The following is a 23,417-nucleotide window of genomic DNA, read 5'->3' as shown; positions in this document are numbered from 1 at the left end:
TGCTGCTCTGCTGCTGGTTCAGATCTCGCGACGCGGTGCGCGTCCCGGATCGACCCGGGCTATCTGGCTCTTCACGCTGTGGTCGACGAACTGGAACTCGCCGTGCGCCTTGGTCAGCGCCGTCTGATCGTTGCCCAGGCGGCCCTTGAGGTTGGTGACCTGCAGCTCCCACTCCTTGTGAGCGTCCGCCAGGCCCTCGCTCGTGGCCCAGCCAGAGAACGTCTGCGCCGCGGTAGCCGACGCTTCACGGGCGCCGTCCCCGGCCGTGTCCGTGCCCGGCCGGATCTCTTCCTGGAGCGCCTTGACCGCGGCCCGCTTGCCCATCGGATCCGTCTTCAGGTTCTGGGCCCCGCTGCCGGTGGCGACGCCGCCGTCGGACGGGATGCTGTTCAGTTGCATGGGCTGCGGCGGCTCGCCGCGTCGTTCCCGCGCGTCCGATTTCAGTTGCTCCCACTCGTCCCACGCCATGTCATGGCCTCCCCGTGTGGTTGGTGTCCTGGTACGGCGGCCACTGCTGCCCGCCCTGCGGCGGGCCGGGCGGGGCCTGTTGGTTCCAGTCGGTCGCGTACGGCTGCTGTGGTGGAGGGGTCGGCTGCCAGGCCGGTACCGTCTGCGTGGCTGTGGCCTTCTGACGCCTACGGCCGCGCTGGGTAAGTGCGGCGACCGCGCCCCCGGCGAGAACCAAGGCTCCGACTCCACCCAAGATCCAGGGCATTGGGTTCATGCCGTCGCCGTCGGGGGCCGCCGCCGGTGCCGTGGCTCCCTTCGAAGAATCCGGCCCCGGAGCCTTCGATGCCGACGAGGAAGCCCCCGGCTTGAAGTCCGGCAGTGGGTACTCGTCGGCGGGGCCCGGATCACCGGGGTTCGCGAGCGCGATACGCGGGCGTACAGCGCCGTAGCCGATGGAGTCAGAGCGCTTCAAGCCGCTGACCGGACCGCTCGCGGTGTTCAGCAAGACCCGGAGGACCTGGTTGTTTGTCCAGTCCGGGTGCTTCGACCAGATCAGGGCCGCCGATGCCGACGCGATCGCGGTGGCGTCGCTGGTGCCGTGCGACTCGCACAGGCCCGTCTTGCCTGTGCAGGTATGGAGCATCTCGGCGCCGGGGGCGACCAGGTCGACCTGCGGGCCGTGCTGGGATTCGTTCGTCTTCTTGAGGTCCTTGCCGATCGCCCCGACGCCCACCACGCCCGGCGTGGCCGACGGGTACTCCAGCCTGTTGGTCCCGGAGCCGGTGTTGCCCACCGCAGAGAAGATCAACTTGTTCTTGGACAGTGCGTAAGAGACCGCGTCGTCCAGCTTCTTCGAGTGTTCCTCGCTGCCCAACGAGATGTTGATGATCTGGGCGTCCGAGTCGGCCGCGTAACGGATCGCCTTGGACACATAGGTGGGGAAGTCGTCCGGGTTGCCGTCGCCGTCTGCGCGGCTCCGCTCGATGAAGTCCGGCACCCGGACCGGGAGAATCTTCGTTCCCGGAGCCAGGCCGTACGAGCCGGTCGTGCTGCCCTTCGCGCCGGTGCCGGCGATCAGAACGCCCATGCTCGTCCCGTGACCGTCGTAATCCGAGTGCTCGTCGCCGGGGTAGTAGGAGTAGTCCTTCCCGGACAGCACCTGGCCCCGCAGGTCGGGCAGGCTCCGGTCCACACCAGAGTCAACGACCGCGACCGTGATCCCCTTGCCGGTGCTGGTCTTCCACATCTGCTCGGCCCGCATGGCATCCAGGTACCACTGCCGGCCACGGACGGTCTCGGCGTGGGCAGGCGCCACGGCCACGCCCGCGAGGACGACGCCGGACAGCGCCGACAGCAGCCGGAGCCTTCGGACCTGCTTGGTACGGGAACCCATGGTCATCCTTCGTGTCACACCTCGTCGTCGGGCAGGCCCGGCAGACGCGGTGGGGGCAGAGGCCGTGCCGCCTGTCGTTCGGTCTCCGACTCCTCCTGTGTGCGCCGCTCGTCGCGCGGGCGCTCCGCGGGCACAGTCCGAGCATCATCTTTGCGTGACGCCGTCGATGATCCGCGGGCGGGTCCACCACGTTGCACCGGGGCGGGGTCGCCCTCCGCACCGCGTACGAGGCCCGTCCCTCTCGTCGGGGCAGAGGGACTTCGGCGCGTCTTCGCCTGCTGGGCCTGGCCGCCGGCGATGCCGTCGGAGTGCGCGGGCATCCGGGCCCCCGTCGTCGAGCCACTGCCCCTCCCCGCGACAGGACCGGCCCCGCGGGCGGGTGTGGCTCCGGGACGCGCCCCGCTCACGGCGCCGCCCCGAGCACCGGGTGCCTGCTGCGCCGGGGTCCCCCCGACCACCGTGCCTCGAGGAATCGCACCCGAAGCTCGGCCCGTCGGTGACGTCACCGGACGGCCACCAGCAATCCCGTTGGACGGACGCCCTGGGCTCGCGGCGTTCGGGCCTCGCGCCGGCGACGCGGAGCCGCCGGGAGTCCCGGGCCCCGTCACTCCGGGGACCGCACGCCCCGGTGTCACCGTCCTTGACGTACCCGGCGCGCCAGGCGTGCCCGAGCTGGTTGGTGTGCCCAACGGTCCTCGGGGGATAGAGGAGGGAAACCGTCCACCAGTCACGCCTCGTGGTGGAACCACGGAACGGCCTGCGCCGCCGAACGCCGGTGGCATGGCCCCCGGGGGCGGGGCCGATACCTGAGTTTCCTCCGGGTAACGGGGACACCGACGGCGCGGGAGGCGCGGTGGTCGGAGCTGCCGGCGGTTGAAGCGTGCCGGCCCTGTCGATGGCAGTACTCGTACCTCCCGCCGGCAGATCCGGAACCGCCCTCGGAGCCTGAGCAGCAGCGGAAGAGTGGTGGTCGCTGCCTGCAAGGGAAGCGCCGCGGGCTGCCTCGCGGACCACAGCAGCGCCTGCCGCAGCCGCACTGACTCCTCCGGCCGCGGCTGCCGCCCCGGTGTCTGGTGATGAGGCGGAGGGGGAGTCGTCCACATCCTTGGAGCCATCAAACCGAGTAGGCACAAAGCGCTTTGGCAGCTCCGGAAACTCCGGCGCCTTCAGGGCATCGATCTGCTCCGACGACGCCGAGTACGACTGCGCCAGCTTCGTCATCAACTGCGCGGCCTCGGCACTGTCGTTGTCGTACTGCGACTTCGCCGATGTCACCGATGCCTTCGACGGGCCGCCGTCGTGATTGCCGACATCCGTCGCCTTCGCCGCATGTGCGTCCAGGATCGAGCGCGCCGAGGCGCTGGAGTTCTTCAGGATCTCCAGCTGCGGCTTGACCTCGTGCAGCGTGTCCGCCGCAGTGGACATCCATTTTCCAGCGCTCTCGCTGTAGTCACCCAGGCTCAGCGTCGCGAGCGCAGCCCCGTGGACCCACTTGCGGAACGCGTCACCGCCCTCGCCGTCCCACTCGACCGCCGTACTGTGCGTCTTAAGGTCGTCACCGATTTGGTTGATCGTCTTCGCCGCGGACGTCAGCAGCGCCCCGAGGTCGGCGGGTGTGGAGCCGTCCGCCGACTCGACCATCGCCCACAGCTCCTCCGGTGAGTTCACGGCAAAGCGGTAGTGCTTGACCATGCCCCACATGTGGTCGCCCAGGCCGCCGCTCATGCTTTGCCCTCGCCTTCGCGTTCCTCGGAATCGGCCGCTGCCACGGCAGACGCAATGTCCAGCGCTCGCCGCATCACAGCCCGCCCGCCTCGCCGTCCGTCGGCTTTGGGCTCGGCTCGCCGCCCTCGCCGCCCTTCGAACCGCTCTGATGCGAAGGTGACTTGGTGTGCGGGCCACCGGTCAGGGCATCGGCACCGCTACGGATCCGACTCAGGCGGGCCCGCACGTCCTCGTCCAGGTTGTCGTAGCCGGTCTTCGACGCGTCGACCGTGACGACCAGCGCCTCGATCTGCAGCGCCAGCATCTTGGAGAGATTCTCCAGCTGTGTGTGCACATGCGTGTAGGAGGAGTGCAGCGAATCCGCCTCGTCGAATGTACCCAGCTGCCCCGCGCCCAGCGTGCCCGTCGCGATCTTCGACGGCGCCGCGTGCGACTTCTCCAGGTCTCGCAGCAGGGCGTCTACCCGGCGCTTGAACTTCGACAGCGTCTCGCCCTCGACGCGCATCGCCTTCGCAGCCGCAGCGGTGGCACCAGCAGCGACCGCGCCAACCACCCCGAACATTCCCGAGCCCGCCACGGACGGATCCGAGCTCCCGCCCTGCGCGTCGTCGGCCGACACCGTTCCTCCCCCGTACGGTCGTGCCCCAGTGTGTGCGTGTGACCACTGGAAGCGAGATTGATCGCCCCCATGCGTAACACACGCAGCTCAGCAACGGTAGCCGCGGATTCCCGGCCCTAACGATGCCTTACCACCGGATGCCCAGGCGGTTGGCTTGAAACCGCCCCAAGAGGTCGCCATTTGCCCAGGCTGCGCGGCGATCGCCGATGATCGGCTTCACGATGGAGGAGAGGGAATGTCCGGCTACCGCCCTTCCAGGTCGTCAGCGGCTCGCTCGGCGGCCACGGCCAGGGGATAGCGCCTGGCCTTTTGCTTACGGCGCGCTTCTCGCCACCATGCCGCGAATCGCGCACGCCGACCGACGAGGACTTCAGGAATATGCTGATCAGCCATGGAGCAAGATCGTTCCACGGCCCTCGGTGTCGCGCTGTCCCCGGGATGGAGCACTTCACGCGACCTGCACCCAGGCAGTGCCGCCTTGAGCGTCCTGCGCAACGCGAATGATGCGGTATCGCCTGCCCATCTCGCGCCCTGTCTCCGTCGGGGGCCCACGCCGGGGTTGCCCCATAGTGCCTGCGAGGATCCTGGACGCCATCGGATGACCTGACCCACCAAGTACGTGGCTTGGAAGCGCACTTGACCAATGGGTGCATCGGCTGGTGCGCTTACCAACGGTGAGGCGTCGGACTCGGGGGTTGTCTACGTGTTCAGGTTGGACCTGCGTGCGACGCAGCAGTTCGTCGTCTCCGGAACGCGGGCGAAGCCGTGAGAATGCGCCGTGGAATGGCGATCGCCGCGCTCGCGGGCGGCGGCGTTGCGACGACCATGCTCGTGGGTCTCGTCACCAACGCGGTGTCCGAGGAGACCGAGTGGCCGTCGTGGCTCGGTTGGATGCAGCACCACGCCTGGCTCTCCTTCGTGCTGCTGGGGGCGGTTCTGACCGGCCTGACCATCGTGCTCGCGATGCTGTCGGACGGCGGTACACCTGAGCAGAGTCCGAGTGCGGATCCGCTAACCGGTCGGCTGGACGGGCAGTCACATCCTCCTGGTGCCGCCCTCGTCCTCCGTTCCCTCCCGCGTGACACCGCCACGTTCACCAACCGCACCGCCGAGTTGGAGCACTTGGTGAGCTCCGTGGAATCGGCCACCAGGCAGGGCACCGCGCTCCCCGTCCACGTCATCGACGGAATGCCCGGAGTCGGCAAGACGTCCTTCGCCGTGCACGCAGGGCACGCACTCGCCGCCCGCTTTCCGGACGGTCAGATCTTCGTGAACCTGAACGGGCACACGACGGGGCGAAGCCCCGTCGCTCCGGCCGAAGCCCTGGCCTCGTTGCTCGCCGCGACAGGCGTGCCGACGCAGCAGATCCCCGTGGGCGATGACGCGGGCGCGGTCACTGAGGCCCGCGCCGCGCTGTGGCGGGGACGGCTGGCGGACAAGAAGGCCCTCCTGATCCTCGACAACGCGGTCAGCTACAGCCAGTTGGAGCCGCTGCTCCCCGGCGGGAACGGCTGCCTGGTCCTGGTGACCAGCCGCCGCAGACTCGCGGCGGTCGAGGAGGTCGTCCTGCCCGTACGGGCGCTCCCGCCCGACCATGCGGTCGACCTGCTCGTACGCCTCAGCGGACGCTCCGTCGCGGATCTCGGAGCCACGGCACCCGGTGGCGCGACCGGCACGACGAGGATGCTCGAACAGCTGGCGCAGCTGTGTGGTCACCTGCCCCTCGGGCTCTCCCTTCTCGCCGCGCGCCTTCGGCACCACCCGTCGTGGAGTGCGGAGGACCTGCGGGACCGGTTGCTCGTCGCGCAGGATCGGCTTAGCGAACTGCGGGCCGGCGACCGCGCTGTCACCGCTACGTTCGACCTCTCCTACCGAGATCTCCCTCCGGAGTTGCAGCACTTCTTCCGCGGCCTCGGCCTCTACCCGGGTACGGACATCGACGCGTACGTTGCCGCCGCCCTCGGCGGCGTACGTCAGTCCCACGCCCGCCGACATCTCGATGCGCTCTACGACGCCCACCTCATCGACGAACACCCTGGGAATCGCTACCGACTTCACGACCTCCTGCGCGACTACGCCCGTGATCTCGCTGACGAGGGGGAACGTATGGATCACGTTCAGGCCGTCCAGCGCGTGTGCACGTACTACCTGGCCTCGCTCGCTGTGGCGAACCGCTACCTGGTCCGGGGAGGAGCGGACATCCCGCCGCCGCCCGAGGATGCCGGTCACGTCGAGACACCAGTCATCGAGTCGAGAGCGGCCGCCCTATCATGGCTGGAGGGCGAGCGCGCCAACGTCCTCGCGTGCATCACGCGGGCGAATCATCTGGGGCTACACGATCTCGTCGTCCGTCTCGCCGCGGCCATGGGGGCCTTCCTGAGGCAGGAGGGCCCATGGGACCAAGCCGTCGCGCTCCACCGGACCGCCGCGGATGCCGCGCGTATTGTCGGCGACGGCCATGCGCTGGCCGCCGCCCTGGCCGAGGCCGGTGTCGTACGCCGTTTCATGGCGGCCTACCAGGACGCCGCGCAGGCGCTGGGCGAAGCCGTGCGCGAGTACGACGCCGTGGGCGACCTGAGCGGGAAGGCAGCTGCCCTGAACCAGCTCGGCATCGTCTGGTACCTCATCGCGGACAACGCCGCCGCCGAGCAGTCGCAAAGCGAAGCCCTCGATGTCTACCGCCAGTTGGACGATCGGCTAGGGCAGGCAAACGCCCTCGCCGACCTCGGCATGGTGCGCCGCCAGACCAGCCGGTTCACTCCCGCGATCGAGGCCCAGAACGAAGCCCTGGCGATCTATCGCGAACTGAACGACCGTTACGGACAAGGGAATTCCCTTCGCGATCTCGGTGTCGTGCACTGCCTGATGGGCGAGTACGAGGTCGCTGAGCGTCGGCACCAGGCGGCGTACGACATCTATCAGGAACTCGACGACCGCGATCACCAGGCGTATGCCCTCAACGAGTTGGGCGTCGTGCGCCGACTGACCGGCGACCGGGAGCGCGCCAGAGCGGACAACACTCGCGCGCTGGAACTCCACACCGAGCTCGGCGACCGCTTTGGCCGGGCCAACAGCCTCCGGCACCTCGGTGTCCTCGACCGGATGGACGGCGTGCTGGACGAGGCAAGTCACAAGCTGGAGGAGGCTCTCGATCTGTACCAGGAGCTGGGAAGCCGGGGTGGAGTAGCCGCAACCCTGGGAGAGTTGGGTGTGCTGCGTGGCGCCGAGGGCGAGGCGGACGAGGCGACCGCCGCCTTCGAGGCCGGCCTGCAGATCCTGCGCGAACTCGGTGACCAGTGCGGCGAGGCCCAGGTGCTGAATCACTGGGGGAATCTGCTGCTTTCCTCCGGGGGTGTCTTGGCCGGACGCAACCGCTTCGTGGAGGCACTCGAACTCGCCCGAGAGATCGGCAACCCGCTGGAGGTTGCTCATGGCCTGGAGGGTGTGGGGCGTTGTGAGTGGGTAACGGGTGGTCGCGACGGCGCCGAGACCTGGCTGCGCGAAGCCATCGGTATCTACCGGCAGCTGGGCCTGAATGACGTCGGTGACCAGCTGGAGGAGTTGCTGGTGACACAGGGAGCTGGGTGAGCGGATGCTCTGGCGGTCGAGGCGAGTGGTGCTGCGGTACGACGAGACCGGCATCCGCCCGGCCCTCGCGCCAACATCGACGATCACATGGCCGGAATCCCTATCGTGTGCGCCATCGCCACGTTGCTACCGTGCCACGCGATCTGTGCTAGACCACCATCCTCGTCGCAGCGTATCGGCCTCCGCCGACCGCTCACTTCGACATGCAGGAGAGTTGAATGACACCACCCATGTCCACCCTGCCCGCCCCTTCCGCACCGCTCGCAGAAGCCACCGCTCCCTCGACGCCGACAGCCGGCTCCGCGGTCCTCGACCGCCTCGCGCTCCGCGTCCGGGACCGCGTCACAAGCGAGCAGTCCGCCTCCGCCGCGAACCCCTACGGTGACGGCGCGCACGCGGCGTCGCTCCCCTTCCCCTGGCCGTACTAGGCGAGGGCCGTCGACACTCCATGCCCCACGTCCCTGCTCCTTTCCGGACGTTCATCCTGAAGGTCGTCAATCGCTGCAACGTCGACTGCGATTACTGCTTCGTCTTCAACTCCAAAGATCAGGCGTGGCGCGACCTTCCCGTCCGGTTGGGCGTGGACATCGCCCGAGTGGCCGGCCAACGGATCGGTGAGCACGCCGCCGCGCACGGACTGGAGTCCGTACACATCGTGCTGCACGGCGGTGAGCCGCTGCTCGCCGGTCCCCGGCATCTGGCGGAGGCGCTGGATGCCGTACGCGCGGGGATCCCCACCCAGACGACCGTCCACTTCGAGCTGCAGACCAACGGAACGCTGATCTCAGAGAAGTGGCTCGACTTCTTCGAGGAGCACCGGATCGGTGTGGGTGTCAGTCTGGATGGCCCACCCGAGGCGAACGACCGACACCGGCTCTCGCATACCGGTCGTTCGAGCGCCGCGTCCGTCGTACGTGGCATCGAACTCCTGCGATCCCGCCCGCACCTCTTCGCCGGACTTCTCGCCGTCGTGGACCTCGCCAACGATCCCGTCGAAGTCCACGACTACCTCGCCGCCTTCGAACCGCCCACGATCGACTTCAACCTGCCCCACCACACGCACGACGAGCCGCCGCACCGCAACGACCCCGCCCTCCCCGAGTACGGGATGTGGATAAGCCGTGTCTTCGACGCCTGGCTCGCCCGGCCCGAGTACCGGCACAGCGTGCGCATGCTGGAGGACATCGCCGCGCTCAGCTCCGGGGTACACGGCGCAGTAGAGACGCTCGGGCTGGCGCCCCCGACGAGCGTCGTGGTCGAGTCCAACGGAACCATCGAAGGCGTGGACACCCTGCGATCCGTCGAGGAGGGCGCCTCCTGGCTCGGGCTAGATGTTTTCAGCAATTCCTTCGACGACGCGCTGCACCACCCCAAGCTGCAGCACCGGCTGTACGGGCGGGAAGCGCTGGCCGAACAGTGCCAGGGCTGCGAACTGGTCGATGTCTGCGGCGGAGGCTACCTGCCGCACCGCTTCAGCACCGCCGACGCCTACCGCAACCCCTCCGTCTACTGCGCGGATCTGGAGTACCTGATCCGGCATGTCCAGGGCTCGCTGCGCCGGCACGGCTGGACCCTGGAATCCGTACCCCCATCGGCCGACCGACAGCCAGGAGCTGCCCTCTCATGAGCGTCACCATCCGTCCCGTAGAGAAGAGCGATATCCAGGCGCTGGCCGGGCTGATCGAGGAGATCGAGCGGTTCTACGACTCCACGGACATCCAGCCCCTCGACGAGCGCCTGGCCCAGGTCGAGGAAGCACTCTTCGGCTCCCCGCCCCTGGCCTCCGCTCTGGTCGCCGAGGACGAGAGCGGTGACCTCGTCGGCATGGCCGCGTACTCCTTCCTGTGGCCGTCCGCGGGCTCCACCCACTCCCTCTTCCTCAAGGAGCTGTACATCCGCGACACCCTGCGGCGTCAGGGCATCGGTGCCCGGTTCATGACCGAACTGCGTGCGATCGCGACCGCACGCCCGGGGTGCAGCCGTCTGGAGTGGATGACGGACAGCGTGAACCCTGATGCGCGGGCGTTCTACCGGACGCTCGGCTTCGAGGAGCACGACGGGAAGATCGTCTACCGGGCGGGCCTCGACGGCTAGGGAGGCGGAGGCCGTCGCCCGCAGCACCTGTGCTTCCGCTCAGTCCCCAGATCCGCGATCGGTGTGCAGAACGCACCCTGCCACGTCCTCGCGCGTTCCGTCACCGCGGTGCTCGAGTACTGGGGCGCCGACGACGACCTGTGCGCGACAGCACCACTGATCGCCAGCGAACTCGTGACCAACTCCGTGATTCACGCGTCGACTTTGCCGGAGATCACCCTGCTCGTCGAGTACGCGGACGGCGTGCACATCGCCGTCCGCGACACGAGCCCGGGCCTACCCGCCCCACGCGCCGAACTCCCCGGCGAGGCCTTGATCGCGCAGAGATACAACTTCCCTTCATCCGTGGCGTGTTCGGTGATGTCGGCGAGCCACAGCCGGTTCGGTCCGGCCGCGGTGAAGTCACGCTGGACGAGGTCGTCGTGGACCGGCGGGCCGGCCTTCTTGGTCCGGCCACGATTCTTGCCGAACACGCTCCACCAGCGGTTGTCCCGGCAGATCCGCCACGCGGTCCGGTCTGCCATTGCGCTTGCCGAAAACCTCATCGACGCACGTTATGCGGCATGTTGGTACTCATGGAGGGTGCCGCCCAGGCGATCGCATCGGCGTATGTCGAGGCGGGCTATCTTGTCCGGATCGGCGATGGGCGCAGGCAAGGGATGGAGCGGGGCGGCGTTCGCGATGCCCTGGTGCGGGCGGTGTCCGTTGTAGAACTGTTCGAACTCGCGCAGGGCGTGGAGCAGATGCCGCTGGTTCCAGATCAAGGTTCGGTCCAGGAGCTCACGGCGGCAGGTCTGCACCCATCTCTCCATGATCGAGTTCATTCTCGGCATCTGAACGCCGCTGAGCACAACTTCGATCCCCGCATCCGCCAGGACGGCGTCGAACAGGGCGGGGAACTTGCCGTCGCGGTCACGGATCAAGAACCGGGCCCGGCAGCCCACATCCTCCAAGTCCATGACGAGGTTCTTCGCGGCTTGCACCACCCAGGAAGCGGTTGGATGCGCGGTCGCGCCCATGACCCGGATACGGCGACTGCCGTGCTCGATCGCCGCGAACACGTAGATCCGCGCCCCGGACAAGGTGACCGTCTCCAGGAAGTCGCACGCCAGTAAGGCGTCGGCCTGGGAGCGTAGGAAATCGGCCCAGGTACTGGAGCTCCGTTCGGGCGCCGGGTCGATACCGGCATCCTTCAAAATCTCCCAGACCGTGGAGCCGGCCACCTTCACCCCGAGCACGAGCAGTTCGCCGTGCAGGCGTCTGTACCCCCAGCTGGGATTCTCCCGAGACAGGCGCAACACCAGGGCGCGGATGGAGCTCACCGTGCGCGGCCGTCCAGGGCGCTTCGGTCGGGACTGGGCCGCATGGTGGCGCGCGACCAGGTCGCGGTGCCAACGCAGCACCGTATCCGGCCGGACCAGCAGCCGCAGCCTGCGCAACACGTCCAGTGGCAGCCGGTGCAGCAGTGCCGCCAAGAACGCCCGATCGCTCGGGGTGAACCGCACCTTCTCCTTGCCCAGTTGGCGCTCCAACACCGTGATCTGATGGCGCAGGGCGAGGATCTCCTTGTCCTTCTCCGCGTCGCCCATTGGTAGCAGGCGCAGCATCGCGAACGCGTTCGTCACACCCAGATAGGCCAGTCGCAGCAGCACGGTGGACCATCATGCCGCGTTGATCACCAACCTCACCAGCACGCGATCCCGGCCGACCGCGATCAACCCGTGCACCGCCTCCCACTAGGGCGGATGTGGTTATCGGCATGGGCAGGTTCGCCGAACTGACCAACAAACAGATACGGCGAGGTGTCCACAGATCCGTCCAGGCCCTCGAGAAGGACATCCGCAGCTGGATCGCCACCTGGAACACCGACCCGAAGCCCTACGTCTGGACGAAGACCGCAGACGAAATCCTCGAACGCCTCGCCAGCTATCTGAATAGAATTCCTGACTCGGAACACTAGTACGGCTGAAGGGGTTGGACTATCCGTTGTGTGCTTCGAGCTCGGTCGCCAGCGTCTGTTGGGTGGCCGCCCACGACGCCAAGAGCGCCAAATTGTCAGCGGTCGGTGTGCCCGCGGGTGCGGTGTAGATGTTGAGGTGCAGGCCGGGTTCGGCGGGCAGTTCCAGGGATTCGACGTCCAAGTCGAGCTGGCCCACGATCGGATGGTGCATACGCTTGCGGCCGGACCGGTGCAGCCGCACGTCCTGAGATGCCCACCGCTGCCGAAATAGCTCACTGCACGTTGACAGTTCGCCGACTAGGGCGATCAGTTCCTCGTCGTGCGGATTGCGGCCGGCTGCCATGCGCAGCTTCGCGGCCGCGTCACCGGCAACCTGGTCGTAGTCGACAAAGAAATCTCTGGCCGTCGCGGGGTTCAGATAGACGAACCGCGCTGTGTTCGCGGGCCGTCGCGGGTCAGCCAGCACCGGTGAATACAGCGCGCGAGCGAGTTGATTCATGGCGAGCACGTCATAACGGCCGTTACCGATCCAGGCCGGCGCATCGGAGATCGCGTCGAGCACCTGCTGCAGCGTCGAGCGCACCGCCACGGCAGGCCTGCGCCGGCGTGGGCTGCGGGGCGCCCTCGATTGGCGCGCGAGGTGGAACAGGTGGTCGCGCTCGGCTTCGTCGAGCTGCAAGGCAGAGGCCAACGCCTCGAGCACGCCGTCGGAGGCACCGGCGAGGCTGCCGCGCTCCATGCGCACGTAGTAGTCGACCGATACCCCCGCCAGTAGCGCGACCTCCTCGCGGCGCAGACCTTTGACCCGGCGGTTGCCGCCGTAAGCGGGCAGGCCCGCCTGCTCGGGTGCGATGCGGGCGCGACGTGAGCTGAGAAACTCCCGGATCTCGGTGCGTAGATCCATCGCGGTTATCTCCTCACCGTAAGCCCGTCCCGCAGTCTAATTGATACCCGATGCGGTCGTTGCGGTACCGCCGTCCACCGGGATGATGGCGCCCGTGAGGTAGGACCCAGCCCGGCTGGCGAGAAACACGGCGGCACCCGCCATGTCGTCGTCGCGGCCGAGCCGGCGCAGAGGGGCCGACGCCGCGATCGTGTCGCCGATGGCATCGAGCGTGGAGTCCATCATCTGCGACGGGAACACTCCCGGTGCTACCGCGTTCACCGTGACGTGCTGTGGGCCCAGCTCCCTGGCAAGTACCCTGGTGAGTTGATGGAGTGCCGCTTTGCTGCTGGCGTACGAGTAGTTGGGCGACGGGGCGACGTGGATGGCGGCGATGCTGCCGATGTTGATGATCCGTGCGGGATCATCGGCGGTGCCCGCCTTACGAAGTGCCGGGAGCAGTGCCTGCACCAGCCAGAACGGCGACTTGAGGTTGAGGTCGAGCACTGCATCCCAGGCCTCGTCCGGGAACGTCGCCAGCGGCTCGCGCCGCATCGCTCCCGCGTTGTTGACAAGGATGTCCAGGCGTTCCGAGTCGGCCTGGACAAGATCAGCGAGGCGCTGACACTCGTCGTGCCTGGACAGGTCGGCGGGGATTGCTCGCACGTCGCCGAATTCGGACAGTAGACGCTGTGCCTCCGCGCACGTGTCTGCGTTGCGTGAGCTGATGACGACGCGGGCGCCCGCCTGGAGAAGGCCGCGCGCTATCATCATCCCAATGCCTCTGGTGCCGCCAGTGACAAGGGCGTACTTTCCCCTCAGGTCGAAAAGTTCTGTGTGAGTGGTGAACTGGTTCTCCGCCATTGGTCTCCGTCCCTTCTGTCGTAAAAGAATGCGCCGACACGGTCGCGTATTCGGGGCAGCTGAATTGAATGATGATGGTAAAGCTGCAGTGCGTTTTCATGGAGTGTTGTCGGCGCTTTCGACTCAACCAGGTTGACAGGCGTTTGGAACGTCGGGGAGACCCTGGTGATACAGGTACTGTCAGAACCCCCCTTCCCTGGTGCGCTGAGTCCGGATCACCCCGGCTTGATGCCCGTGGATGGTTCACCCAGAAACGAAGAAGTTCCTTGCGACCTGCGATGATGGGGTTTTTCTAGGACCGTGTGGGGCTCGAAAAGTCATCGCTGCAGTTCAAGCGGCATGTCGGTACTCGTTGATTGGTCCGCTGAGCCCGGATCCACCGGCTTGATTTTGGAGTGATCGTTTCGGGTGGTTCGGGGGCGGTCCGAGGCCGAGCTGCGGATTCGGGCATGGGGTGCCCGCTGGTCTGCCCAGCTTTTCCACATGCTCGGAGGTCTCAGGCCCTTGCGGGCGGGGTGGTCAAGGCTTGTCGACGGCGGGTGGTGGCGCGTGTGCGAGGTCGAAGAGCTGGGTGAAGTCGTCCCGCCAGGGCCAGCGTTGGGGCAGGTGGAGAGTAAGGCGGCGGGCCGAACGTGCCAGCCGAGCAGGCACGTTGATCAGGTGGTCGCGGATTGTGCCGGTGGTCGCCTTGGCGTGGAAGGCGGATGCCAGGGTGCCGGCGGCGCGGGTCAGGTTGTGCGCGAGGGCGGCCAGGGCGAGCCAGGCTGCGTTCGCCTGGAAGTGCCCGGAGGGGGCGTGCGCGAACGGGCCGTTCTTCACATCCGCGATCACCTGTTCCACGACTGCGTGACGCCTGTGATCACGCTCGGCAGCGGCCAGGGAGAGCGGAGAGTTGGTGAACGCGCCGTGATAGCGCCAGGTGTCGAAAAGCGTGCCCTGCCCCTCGGGGATCGCCCCGGGGTTGAGGCGCTTGACGCGGCGCACGATCAGGCGGGCGGTGACCTGCTGATTCTTCGGCTTGGAGGTGAAGGCGGTGTAGGTGGCCTCGGCTATCTCCGCGTCCGAGATCCAGCACTGCCCCTCTTCGTCCCACACCGCCTTCGGGTACTTGACCGCTTTCCATGCGGCTTCGTCGATGCCCGCAATCGCGGCCTTGATCGAGGCGTTCATCCGCACCGTGACGGAGAAGCGGGCATCCAGGGCCCGGCAGGCGCCGATGACGTCGGCGCCGTAGAACGCGGAGTCGGCCCGCACGAGGAGCAGTCCGGTAGCGCCGCTGGCGCGGGACGTGCGGATGGTCTCGGCGACGAAGGCGGCGGCCCCGCGTGCGGAGTTGGTCGGGCCCTTGCGCAGACGGGTGGCGGCGATCACGGGGGCGGACAGGGGTGTGGAGACGATCCCGAGCAGCGCGTTGAGGCCCTTGACCTTGCTGTATCCGTAACCCGCCCCCTGCTTGGCGTAGCCGTAGGTGCGGCGGATCGTGTCATCGATGTCCACATGGGCGACCGATTCGGCGCCGGACAGCAGCCCGGTGTGCGCGGCCAGTTCGGGCAGGAACCTCCCTGCCACCGCGTGCAGTTGCTTCACGTGCCCGTGAGTGAAGGAACGCAGGAACGAGCCCAGCGTGGACGGCGCCCGCACCCCGGCGAACAGGCGCGGCAGAGCGCCGTGCCGCAGCCGGTCCATGTCATCGATGCTGTCCGCGCCCGCGACCATGCCGCCCACCAGCGACATCAGCTTCGCCGCGGGGAAGGCACCCGTGCCGTCCTTCGAGACCGGCAACCGGACGTGTTCGCTGGCCAGCGCGGGCAGTCCGCACCGCTCGGCCAGGCGCACCACCGGCTCCAGTCCGCCGTACCCGACCAGATTCGGATCATCGAACCGTGCGGAGACCTTCGCGGCGGCATGGGAAGATTGCATCTCGGAAGTGCCTTGTCGATCGTGCCTGATGTGGTCCTAGAGAAACCCCATCATCGCAGGTCACAAGGCACTTTCTCGTTTCCCCGAGAGTCATCCACAGACATCAAGCCGGTGGATCCGGGCTGAGGATCCGGGTGCGCAAGAGCTTGCGGGGCTCGAAACCATCCAGGACTGCTGGCTGTTCCTGGGCCTCGGGCGGTCGTTGATCGCGGGATCGGTGCGGCCGATGTCTGTTGTAGTGGTCCTGGTACTCGGCGAGGACCTGCCGGGCGTGGGCCTCGTTCAGGAGCAGAACGTGGTCGAGTGCCTCGCGGCGGATCGTGCCGATCACGCGCTCGCAGTGGGCGTTCATGCGCGGTGCCTGGGGTGCGCTGAGCAGCACGTCCATGCCTTCGGCTTCGAAGACGGCGTCGAAGGAGCCGGTGTACTTGCTGTCGCGGTCGCGGAGCACGAAGCGCAGCGACTCGACGCGGCTGCCCAGGTCATCGGCGAGATTGCGCGCCTGCTGGGTCGCTCACTGTGCGGTGGGGTGGGCGGTGACGCCGGTGATGTGGAGTCTGCGGGTGCCGTGTTCGAGGAACGCCAGCGCGTACAGCCGGCTGCCGGTGATCGTGTCGACGTGGAAGAAGTCCGCCGCGATGATCCCCTCGGCCTGCGCGGTGAGGAACTCGCGCCAGCTCGGGCCGGTGCGGCGCGGGGCGGGGTCGATGCCGGCCTTGTGCAGGATCTCCCAGACCGTGGACGGCGCGATCGGGTGCCCCAGTCGGGCCAGTTCGCCCTGGATCCGCCGGTGGCCCCACCGCGGATTCTCCTGCGCCAGGCGCAGCACCAGCTTCTTGAGCGCGGCCGCCGTGGGTGGACGCCCGGTGCGTCGGCGTCGGTCGGAGTAGTCCCACTCCTTGGCGATCAGCCTGCGGTGCCAGGCCAGTAGCGTCCCCGGCGTGACCGCGAAGACGCTGCTCCAGCAGCGGCGCGGTATCAGCGACGACAGCGCGGCCAGCCAGAACCGGTCCGCGGGCTCGTAGCGGACCGGACCGTTGAGTTGTCGTCGCAACACCGAGTTTTCGTGCTGCAGCACCAGCAGTTCGGCGTCCTTGGCCGTGTCCCGGCGCAGCAGGACCGCGGGTATGGACAGCAGCGCCCGGGTGGCCCGGTACAGCATCGAGATGATCACACGCGCAGCATCCCAGCCACCGCGGAGGGCCTGGCACGTAGGCTCCCACCTGCAGCGATGACTTTACGAGCCCCACACCCGCCGGGCCGCCCGAACGTGGGAAGAGTCGATCACCGCCCGAGACCAGTCCAGCTGGTTCTTCGACCGCAGTTCCTTCAGCAGCACCGCGTGGAGCTGGTCCCACACGCCGGCCTCGTTCCAGGCAGCCAGGCGCCGCCAGCAGGTCATGCCTGATCCGAAGCCCAACTCCTGGGGCAGGTACTCCCATTGGATGCCGGTGTGCAGGACGAACAGGATCCCGCAGAACGCTTGCCGGTCCGGTACCCGCGGTCGGCCCTCGACCAGTTTCGGGCCCGGCTTGGGTAGTAACGGTTCGATGAGCGACCACAGTTCGTCCGACACGATCCACGGCCGCGACTGACGTTTCCCCATGAACAGACCAACGACCCGACAAGCCAACAGTCACATGATCAACAGCTTTTGTTAGAGCCAGTAACAGCAACACCCAGCCGTGGACGGTACACATCGTCTCCGGAGCGGCGCAGGGCTGACCCGGGAGCAGGTGGACAGGGGCTGCCAGGGCGAGTGCCTGGCCCGCGTGAGGTCGCTGAAGTACATGGCGGTGGTGGAGAGAGCGACTTTTCGTATGGTTCTCGATCCCGTGCGGCGCAGTTGAGCTGGCGGACGGGGTTTCTTGCGGGGAAGGAGGGGATGTGGCGCGGGCCGCGGCCCGTGTGCTCAGCGGTGGGCGGAGCGGTTCAGTTCGAGGAGCTGCTCCCGCGTGGGCGTGGAGGTGAACTCGAGGACGCGCTCCAGCATGCGGTCCCGGACGCGCGGGGCCGCGTCCCGGTCGGCCGCGTTGAGGGCCTTCTCCAGGTCCCGCAAGTCCAGTTCGGTGCAGTAGGCGGGCATCATCGGCTGCTGGCGCCAGGAGTCGGCCAGAGTGCCGGCGTCGAAGGGGTCGAATCCGGATTCGTCCACCAGACGCATGCCCACGCGCCGCGCCTCCTCCGTGTCTGCCGCGACCGGCAGCGCGATGCGGTCCGGGGTGCCCGCGGGAGCGTCCATGAGCTCGAGCGTTTGTGACAGTACGGCGTTCCACGCCTTGACCACGGGCCGCCCCAGCTGCTCGGTGACCCACAGGCTTTCCACCTGGCCGTTGTCCACCGCCTCGATGGCGCCGTCCCGGTGGGGAAAGTAGTTCGAGGTGTCGATGACTACGGTCTGGTCGGGTACGGAGGCGAACAGCGGAGCCACCGCCGGGATTCGCGCGAACGGGATGGACAGAACGATGACGTCCTTGTCCTTGACGGTGTCGGCCGAGGTCACCGCATGCGCCCCGAATTCCAGTGCCTCGGCACCGATCGTCTCGGGTCCCCGAGAATTGGCGACCGCAACGTCGTGTCCGCCGGCGCTGAACCTCCGCGCCAACGTCGTCCCGATCGACCCGGCTCCAATAATGCCAATTTTCACTATTTATCTCTTTCAGAGTTGTGCCAGTCCCGGGGAGTGGCGGATTGTCATGGACGGCTCCGCGGGGGGAATCTCCGGCGCTCTTGAGGGCGCCGACAGCCGTCTGTGAAGAAGGCGGCCGGTGACCTACTCCGCGTTGTCCTGTTCGCGGTATCCGCTCTTGGTGGGTCCACGCAGACGGTCGAGTGATTCCTCGTCGGGGGCTCGGGTCTCATTGAGCCAGGCGGTGGAGATCGCCGCGAGGGAGAGGGCGTGCCCTTTACTGACTGCCTAGCGTGGCCCGCAAGGTGAGTGGCCCGCAGGCACTCTTCGGTGGTGACGATGAGGTCGCCGCAGGGGAGCGTGAGCGGTTCCGGCAGTCCGCTGAAGGCGCTGAATACTCCTCCATCGCCCGCAGCCGCTGTCACAACGCCTAGTACTACAGCCGGTGGTCTTACGGTGAGTGAGCGCGGGCGGTTCGGGTGCGGTAGTGGCTGGTTCGGGCTCGGGTCTGGTGGCGGGTGCGCCAGCGGTGCCAGTGCATGGCCAGCCAGGTCCGGGCGGTGCGGGCGGGAGCGAGGACGATCCGGTCGTACAGGCGGCGGATCTCGTTCACGGTCGGGGGTCGGGAGTCATCGGTGGGGCGGGTATGAGCCGGCTCCGGACGGTGACGAGGAAGGCCATGGCGAGCATGCACACGGTGGTGTGCCGGTACCACGAGCACCATTTGCGTACCTCGTGCTCGTCCAGCCCCACCTGTCCCTTGGCGACCTGGAACGACTCCTCCACCATCCAGCGCTGTCCGGCGGCGACGACCATCTCGGCCAGGGTTGTGTCCAGGTGGGTGTGGCACAGGAAGTAGGCGATCTCCCGGACGAGTTCGCCGGTCTTCTTGTCCTTCTTGTTGGGCACGATCGAGCGGCGGATCAGCAGATGCCGCTCGAAGTCCCCTTCAGTGGTGGCGAGTTGGACGGTGGCCCAGTCGTACTCGCGCGGGCCCTTGGCGCCGTCCGCGCAGGGCCGGCGCTCGAAGGCGTCCTCGGGTACCAGCGCCCACAGCTCGCGGGCCTGCCGGGTGCGCCCGTCGGGCAGCGGCAGCACCTCATCTTTCGGGACGGCGAGCACGTAGCGGACGTGGTGTTCCTCCAGCCAGGCGCGCAGCGCCCGGCACTGCCCGTATGCCTCGTCGGCCAGGAAGTAGGTGAACGGCACCGAGGCCGCCAGCGCGCGCTCCAGCATCCGCCGGGCCAGCTCCGGTTTGGTGACCACCGCGCTCGCGCGTTCGGGCGGGATGCCCTGCTCGGCGCAGCGGCGTTCGTGCTCCACGGTGGTGCCGGCCCAGTTCCTGCCGAGGTAGAGCTCGGCGTCGATCAGAGTGCGACCCCGGCGGGATCCGTACGACAGGTGCACGCTGACCTGGGCATTCTCGACCCTGCCCGCAGTTCCGGTGTACTGCCGCTGGACACCGGCGGTCTTGGTGCCCTTCTTGATGTCGCCGGTCTCGTCCGCGATCAGCACCGCGTCGTCGTCGGCCAGGGCGTCGACCGCGACGGCGCGGACCCGGTCGCGCAGTTCGTCCGCATCCCACGCGGCCTTGGCCAAAAAGCCCTGCAGCCGGTCCGGGTTGGGGTGGCCGGCCGCCTCCGCGAGCTGCCACAGGTTCTTGCGCGGCACCTCGCTCAGCAGCCCACGCACCATCGCCCGCAGGTTCTCCCGGGAGGCCGGACGCGCAAACACATCGTCTACCGAGGCACACAACGCCTCCAGCTCCCCCTCAAGCTCCCGCACTTGGCCCTCGGCCAGCTCGTCCGTCCGCACCACACCAAGCGACAGTTTCAACCCCACGAACGGAGCAACGAGCCAACCATCGTCACGTCACGTGAACCACCGGCTGTAGTACTAGAAGACTCATGAAGATCTTGCTGAGGGGTTGTCCGGCCGCAGGCCGGGCGGCCCCTCCGGCTATGTATTGACCGGGGTGAGGTGCCAGGTTCCGTTGGTTCGGGTGAGTCCGAGGTTGATCAGTCGGCGGAGGTTGAGGGCGGCTGCTCGGGTGTGGAGCCAGGCGTCGTTCTTGATGGTGCCGCGGTAGCGGAGTTTGCGGTTGTTGTGGTGGACGAGCCAGGCGACGGCGCGTTCGACTGGTGGTCTCCAGCGCCGGTAGTCAGCCTGCCAGTCGGGATCGGTGGCGGTCTGGTGGCGAGCGGCGGCGAGCAGGTCGTGGTGCGGACGGATGGTCAGGATCCGCCCGGCCTTGGCCTTGGTGCACCGCTCACGAAGGGGGCATCCGGCGCACACGTCCTTGAACGAGGCTTTGCGCTGGTGGTGCTGCCCGGCGGGAGCGGATAAAGGGACGGTGTGTCCGGCGGGGCAGGTCACGGTGGCGGCGCCGGTGTCGATGATGAAGTCGTCGAGGGTGAAGCCGCCAGGGACGGCGGGCCGCAGTGGTGCGGGTTTGAGGAACAGCCGGTGACCGGCAGTTTCGAGGCTGTGGCGGGCGTCGCCGGTGGAGTAGGCGGTGTCACCGAAGGCGTCAACGGGCTCGTCCTCGTCGGTGAGCAGGTCGATTCCGACCATCGCCTCGTGGTGCTCGGGACCGGCTCCGGGCCGCAGGGCGACGGCGGTGTATAACCCGGTCTCGGGCTCCATGGCGAGGTGGGCCTTGAAGCCATCCTGTTGGTGGGTGCGGGTCTTGTGCACGTGCCGGGCTTCGGGGTCGACAGTGGAGACCATCCGGTTTGGTGCGGTGCCCTGGGTGATGCGCCAGCGCCCGTCGCGGCCGTCGGAGTCCTCGGCGGGCTCCACGTCCTGACCTGCGACCAGGGCCAGGATGCCGACCGCGTTCGCGGCCTTCTCGTCGAGCTGCTGCTCGGGCAGATGGCCCAGCAGCCGCAGTGCGTCACCGACCAGGGCGTCGACCAGGTCGGCACGGGCCTGCTCGTCGTTCCAGGCGATCCTCGGCTTGCCCGGGTCGTTGTAGTCGTGCGCGGTGCACTGCACGGCTGCCACCTCGCCGGCCCCGGGGACTTCCCGGATCACCGCCCGGATGGCGGCGATGATCTGGGTGACGGTGTCCTGGGTGGCCACCGCGTCGTCCAGCACAGTGGAATCCAGCGCCCGGCGGTGCTTGCCCTTGAGGACACCGGTGGCCTTCACGACCTCACGCACAGCCTCGAATACCCGGTTCGGCCGGGCGGAACGGGCCAGCCGGCGGCGGAAGTAGGCCAGCAACGACGGATCGAACGCCATGTCATGAAGGCCCAGTCCACAGGCGGCCTTCCACCGCAGGTCGCACCGCAGCTCCTGGACCGTCTCGAAGTCCGAAAGCCCGTGCAGGGCCTGTAGCGTGATCGAAGCGGCCAGGATCTGCGGCGGCATGCTCGGCCGCCCGTTCGCCGACGGGTACATGTCCGCAAACATCTCCGCTTCGAACAGCGCGCTGCGATGCTCGGCCAGGAACGCGAACACACTCCCTGCCGGGATCAAATCCCGGCAGGTCTCCCATACATCCGGCCCGATCGTCTCCCAGGGCTTGATCAAGTTCCGTGGGTGTCCTGGTTGTTGATGATGCCCAGGATCGGGAGTGCCCGTCGTGGTTCGTCGCGGATCGCCCGGGTGGTTTTGGCGATGTTCTCGGCGCCGAGGGTCTTCAGCACGCCGATGGCCAGGTTGCGGAAGGTGGCCATGGCTCGGGGTGCGGCCCCGGTGTGGACGGTGGAGGCGTCCTCGGCGAAGGTGACGTCTCTGATGTGGTGGCTGGAGTTTTCCACTCCCCAGTGCCCGCGAATCGCGGCGGCGAGGTCCGCGGGGCTGGTCTGGTGGGCTTCGAGGCTGGTCACGGCGTAGACGCTCTCGCGACTCTCGCGGCTGCCGGTCGGCCGGCGGCGGCGGTGGACGCGGATGGCGAGCTTCGCGTGCGGAAAGGCGATGCCACCGAGTTCGTCCGCGATGCCGCAGGTCTTGATCGAACGGGACTCGCGCCGGCCGTGCCCGACCTCGGAGTGGGTGTGCTGGACGGCGATGTCACGCCACGGCAGCGTGGCGAGCTGGCTGTGGGCGGTGGGCTGGTTGGTCTTGATCACGGCGATGTAGTGGGCCTTCTTCGTCTCGACCAGCCAGGTGATGTTCGCCTTGACCGAGTGCAGCGCATCGAAGGTGACGAGAGTGCCGGCCAGGTCCAGCGGTGCCAGCAGCGGCTTAAAGTGCGTGGTTTCGTTGGTCTTCGCGCCGACCTCGGCCTGCGCGAGTGTCACGACGGTGGTGTGGCTGACCGCCGACAGCAGGTGACGGCGGGTCACGTCCAAACGCGCTGAGCCCTTGAGCGTCTTGCCGTCCACCGCGATGGCCCGCCGGTGCGCGGTGGACACGACGGTGCGGTGCCGGTCGGTGAGGTAGGCGCCCACCGCGGCGTCCAGGGCATCGCCGTCGACGGCGATCAGCACCCGCCCGATCGTCGCCGGCGACGGTGTACGCCGCCACCGCAGTGCATGGCGGCGTACACCGAGGGCGGCCAGCAGCCCACCCGAGGCCCGGGCGCCCCATTCGGCGAGCTCGTCGATGCTCCTGGCGCCCGAGACGACCGCACAGGCACACACCATCAAGATCGCCGTCAGCGAGTACCACCGGCCCCGCCGCGAGCGCGGGTCGGGGATGGAGTCGAAGTAGGGGCGCAGATCAGCGACCTGGCCGGGTTCCAGCGGACCCAGCTTCACAAGTACGGCAGGGATCGGGGAGGATGCAGCAGCAGGCACGGGACCTTCTCATGATCACGAGGCGTAGACACCCTAATGATCACGAAGCCCGCGCCTGCACCGCTACCCACCCCTCACAGCAACAACCAGCACAACCACGGAACTTGAAGCCGCCCTGATCGTCTCCCCGGCCCATTCCCCCATCACCACAACAAACAGTCTGGCCCCGCCGCTCACGCGGCGGGGCCAGAACCCAAGATCTTCATGAGTCTTCTAGGAGGCGTCCTCGAGCCGCGCGATGTCCGCCCGGCGGGCCGGACGCCCACCTCCCTGGCCACCGCATCCACGGAGGTGGCGATCCCTTCCCTCGGGAAGTGCTGCTGCGCCGCTTGCAGGGCTGCACGGTTGCGCTGGACGCCCGCACGAGGCTTGCGCCTCTGTCGTCCCTCGGCGCTCATGCACCCTCCCATTGCTTGCGTTTCCGCGATCACGACAAAACGGAGCCTGTCTCCGTATGGAGTCGAGCGTAAAACGGATGCAGCCTCCGGTCAAACTCGCCACCGCCTCCCTGGACCTCCGTCCTACCGGACGAGCCGACGGGGCA

General features: G+C 67.9%; 16 protein-coding genes and 4 pseudogenes. 5 read left to right on the top strand and 15 right to left on the bottom strand.

The features are described from left to right. Window positions 1–18: 18 nt before the first annotated feature. The 3 genes from OG456_RS04830 to OG456_RS04820 form a co-directional block, all read right to left on the bottom strand. Entirely contained in the window at window positions 19–468 is a 450-nt protein-coding gene (locus OG456_RS04830) for a hypothetical protein (RefSeq protein WP_266557522.1), read from the bottom strand. A 1-nt stretch (window position 469) separates the two neighbouring features. After that, on the bottom strand, window positions 470–1,843 hold the full coding sequence (mycP, locus tag OG456_RS04825; protein WP_266557520.1) for a type VII secretion-associated serine protease mycosin: 1,374 nt from the start codon (window positions 1,841–1,843) through the stop codon (window positions 470–472). A gap of 1,798 nt (window positions 1,844–3,641) precedes the next feature. After that, on the bottom strand, window positions 3,642–4,187 hold the full coding sequence (locus tag OG456_RS04820; RefSeq protein WP_266557518.1) for a DUF2563 family protein: 546 nt from the start codon (window positions 4,185–4,187) through the stop codon (window positions 3,642–3,644). 783 nt (window positions 4,188–4,970) lie between these two features. Here OG456_RS04820 and haaT point away from each other — a divergent pair. The 4 genes from haaT (at window position 4,971) to haaN (ending at window position 9,869) form a co-directional block, all read left to right on the top strand. After that, window positions 4,971–7,775 carry a cyclophane-containing RiPP biosynthesis TPR protein HaaT gene (gene haaT / locus OG456_RS04815; RefSeq protein WP_266557516.1) on the top strand — a complete coding sequence of 935 codons (2,805 nt, stop codon included), beginning with the start codon at window positions 4,971–4,973 and terminating at the stop codon, window positions 7,773–7,775. A gap of 218 nt (window positions 7,776–7,993) precedes the next feature. After that, window positions 7,994–8,203, top strand: coding sequence for a HaaA family cyclophane-containing RiPP peptide (gene haaA, locus OG456_RS04810; RefSeq protein WP_266557514.1), 210 nt, complete (start codon window positions 7,994–7,996; stop codon window positions 8,201–8,203). 20 nt (window positions 8,204–8,223) lie between these two features. Beyond that, entirely contained in the window at window positions 8,224–9,402 is a 1,179-nt protein-coding gene (locus tag OG456_RS04805; RefSeq protein WP_266557512.1) for an FxsB family cyclophane-forming radical SAM/SPASM peptide maturase, read from the top strand. After that, window positions 9,399–9,869: a cyclophane-containing RiPP N-acetyltransferase HaaN gene (gene haaN / locus OG456_RS04800; RefSeq protein ID WP_266557510.1), complete on the top strand. Its 471-nt coding sequence runs from the start codon at window positions 9,399–9,401 to the stop codon at window positions 9,867–9,869. Before OG456_RS04805 ends, haaN begins: the two co-directional genes overlap by 4 nt. A gap of 311 nt (window positions 9,870–10,180) precedes the next feature. Here haaN and OG456_RS04795 read toward each other — a convergent pair. After that, a pseudogene (locus OG456_RS04795) lies at window positions 10,181–10,300 on the bottom strand (IS3 family transposase); the annotation flags it as partial. A 123-nt stretch (window positions 10,301–10,423) separates the two neighbouring features. After that, complete coding sequence (locus OG456_RS04790; protein ID WP_266557508.1) at window positions 10,424–11,521, bottom strand: integrase core domain-containing protein; 1,098 nt, start codon at window positions 11,519–11,521, stop codon at window positions 10,424–10,426. A gap of 116 nt (window positions 11,522–11,637) precedes the next feature. On the opposite strand from OG456_RS04790, the pseudogene OG456_RS04785 reads away from it, so the two are divergent. Next, a pseudogene (locus OG456_RS04785) lies at window positions 11,638–11,829 on the top strand (IS630 family transposase); the annotation flags it as partial. Between the two features lie 19 nt (window positions 11,830–11,848). On the opposite strand, the gene OG456_RS04780 reads toward OG456_RS04785, so the two are convergent. From OG456_RS04780 to OG456_RS04735, 10 genes and pseudogenes are all read right to left on the bottom strand, one after another. Then, complete coding sequence (locus OG456_RS04780) at window positions 11,849–12,733, bottom strand: helix-turn-helix transcriptional regulator (RefSeq protein ID WP_014179858.1); 885 nt, start codon at window positions 12,731–12,733, stop codon at window positions 11,849–11,851. A gap of 36 nt (window positions 12,734–12,769) precedes the next feature. Next, window positions 12,770–13,576, bottom strand: coding sequence for an SDR family oxidoreductase (locus OG456_RS04775; RefSeq protein WP_266557504.1), 807 nt, complete (start codon window positions 13,574–13,576; stop codon window positions 12,770–12,772). Window positions 13,577–14,095: 519 nt separating this feature from the next. Next, window positions 14,096–15,496, bottom strand: a complete 1,401-nt coding sequence (locus OG456_RS04770) for an IS1380 family transposase (RefSeq protein ID WP_266557502.1) — start codon at window positions 15,494–15,496, stop codon at window positions 14,096–14,098. 103 nt (window positions 15,497–15,599) lie between these two features. Then, window positions 15,600–16,670, bottom strand: a pseudogene (locus OG456_RS04765) (integrase core domain-containing protein). Window positions 16,671–16,757: 87 nt separating this feature from the next. Continuing rightward, a pseudogene (locus OG456_RS04760) lies at window positions 16,758–17,102 on the bottom strand (IS5 family transposase); the annotation flags it as partial. 306 nt (window positions 17,103–17,408) lie between these two features. Further along, entirely contained in the window at window positions 17,409–18,143 is a 735-nt protein-coding gene (locus tag OG456_RS04755) for an NADPH-dependent F420 reductase (protein ID WP_266557500.1), read from the bottom strand. A 433-nt stretch (window positions 18,144–18,576) separates the two neighbouring features. Beyond that, window positions 18,577–18,738, bottom strand: a complete 162-nt coding sequence (locus OG456_RS04750; protein ID WP_164324575.1) for a hypothetical protein — start codon at window positions 18,736–18,738, stop codon at window positions 18,577–18,579. After that, on the bottom strand, window positions 18,735–19,967 hold the full coding sequence (locus OG456_RS04745; RefSeq protein WP_266556846.1) for an IS701 family transposase: 1,233 nt from the start codon (window positions 19,965–19,967) through the stop codon (window positions 18,735–18,737). The genes OG456_RS04750 and OG456_RS04745 overlap by 4 nt, the downstream gene beginning before the upstream one ends. Window positions 19,968–20,084: 117 nt before the next feature. Next, complete coding sequence (locus tag OG456_RS04740; protein ID WP_266557498.1) at window positions 20,085–21,662, bottom strand: IS1182 family transposase; 1,578 nt, start codon at window positions 21,660–21,662, stop codon at window positions 20,085–20,087. Then, on the bottom strand, window positions 21,659–22,873 hold the full coding sequence (locus OG456_RS04735; RefSeq protein WP_266557496.1) for an ISAs1 family transposase: 1,215 nt from the start codon (window positions 22,871–22,873) through the stop codon (window positions 21,659–21,661). The genes OG456_RS04740 and OG456_RS04735 overlap by 4 nt, the downstream gene beginning before the upstream one ends. Window positions 22,874–23,417: the final 544 nt, after the last annotated feature.

The organism is Streptomyces sp. NBC_01446 (assembly GCF_026340095.1).
Classification (GTDB): Bacteria; Actinomycetota; Actinomycetes; order Streptomycetales; family Streptomycetaceae; genus Streptomyces; species Streptomyces aureus.
Note: the sequence above shows the minus strand (reverse complement) of the source record. Positions and strands in the feature narration are given on the sequence as shown.

Excerpts from the sequence above, each read along its gene's own strand:
- OG456_RS04830 (WP_266557522.1), bottom strand. The coding sequence starts at position 468 with ATGGCGTGGGACGAGTGGGAGCAACTGAAATCGGACGCGCGGGAACGA.
- haaN (WP_266557510.1), top strand. The coding sequence starts at position 9,399 with ATGAGCGTCACCATCCGTCCCGTAGAGAAGAGCGATATCCAGGCGCTG.
- OG456_RS04770 (WP_266557502.1), bottom strand. The coding sequence starts at position 15,496 with ATGCAATCTTCCCATGCCGCCGCGAAGGTCTCCGCACGGTTCGATGAT.
- haaT (WP_266557516.1), top strand. The coding sequence starts at position 4,971 with ATGGCGATCGCCGCGCTCGCGGGCGGCGGCGTTGCGACGACCATGCTC.
- haaA (WP_266557514.1), top strand. The coding sequence starts at position 7,994 with ATGACACCACCCATGTCCACCCTGCCCGCCCCTTCCGCACCGCTCGCA.
- OG456_RS04780 (WP_014179858.1), bottom strand. The coding sequence starts at position 12,733 with ATGGATCTACGCACCGAGATCCGGGAGTTTCTCAGCTCACGTCGCGCC.
- OG456_RS04775 (WP_266557504.1), bottom strand. The coding sequence starts at position 13,576 with ATGGCGGAGAACCAGTTCACCACTCACACAGAACTTTTCGACCTGAGG.
- mycP (WP_266557520.1), bottom strand. The coding sequence starts at position 1,843 with ATGGGTTCCCGTACCAAGCAGGTCCGAAGGCTCCGGCTGCTGTCGGCG.
- OG456_RS04805 (WP_266557512.1), top strand. The coding sequence starts at position 8,224 with ATGCCCCACGTCCCTGCTCCTTTCCGGACGTTCATCCTGAAGGTCGTC.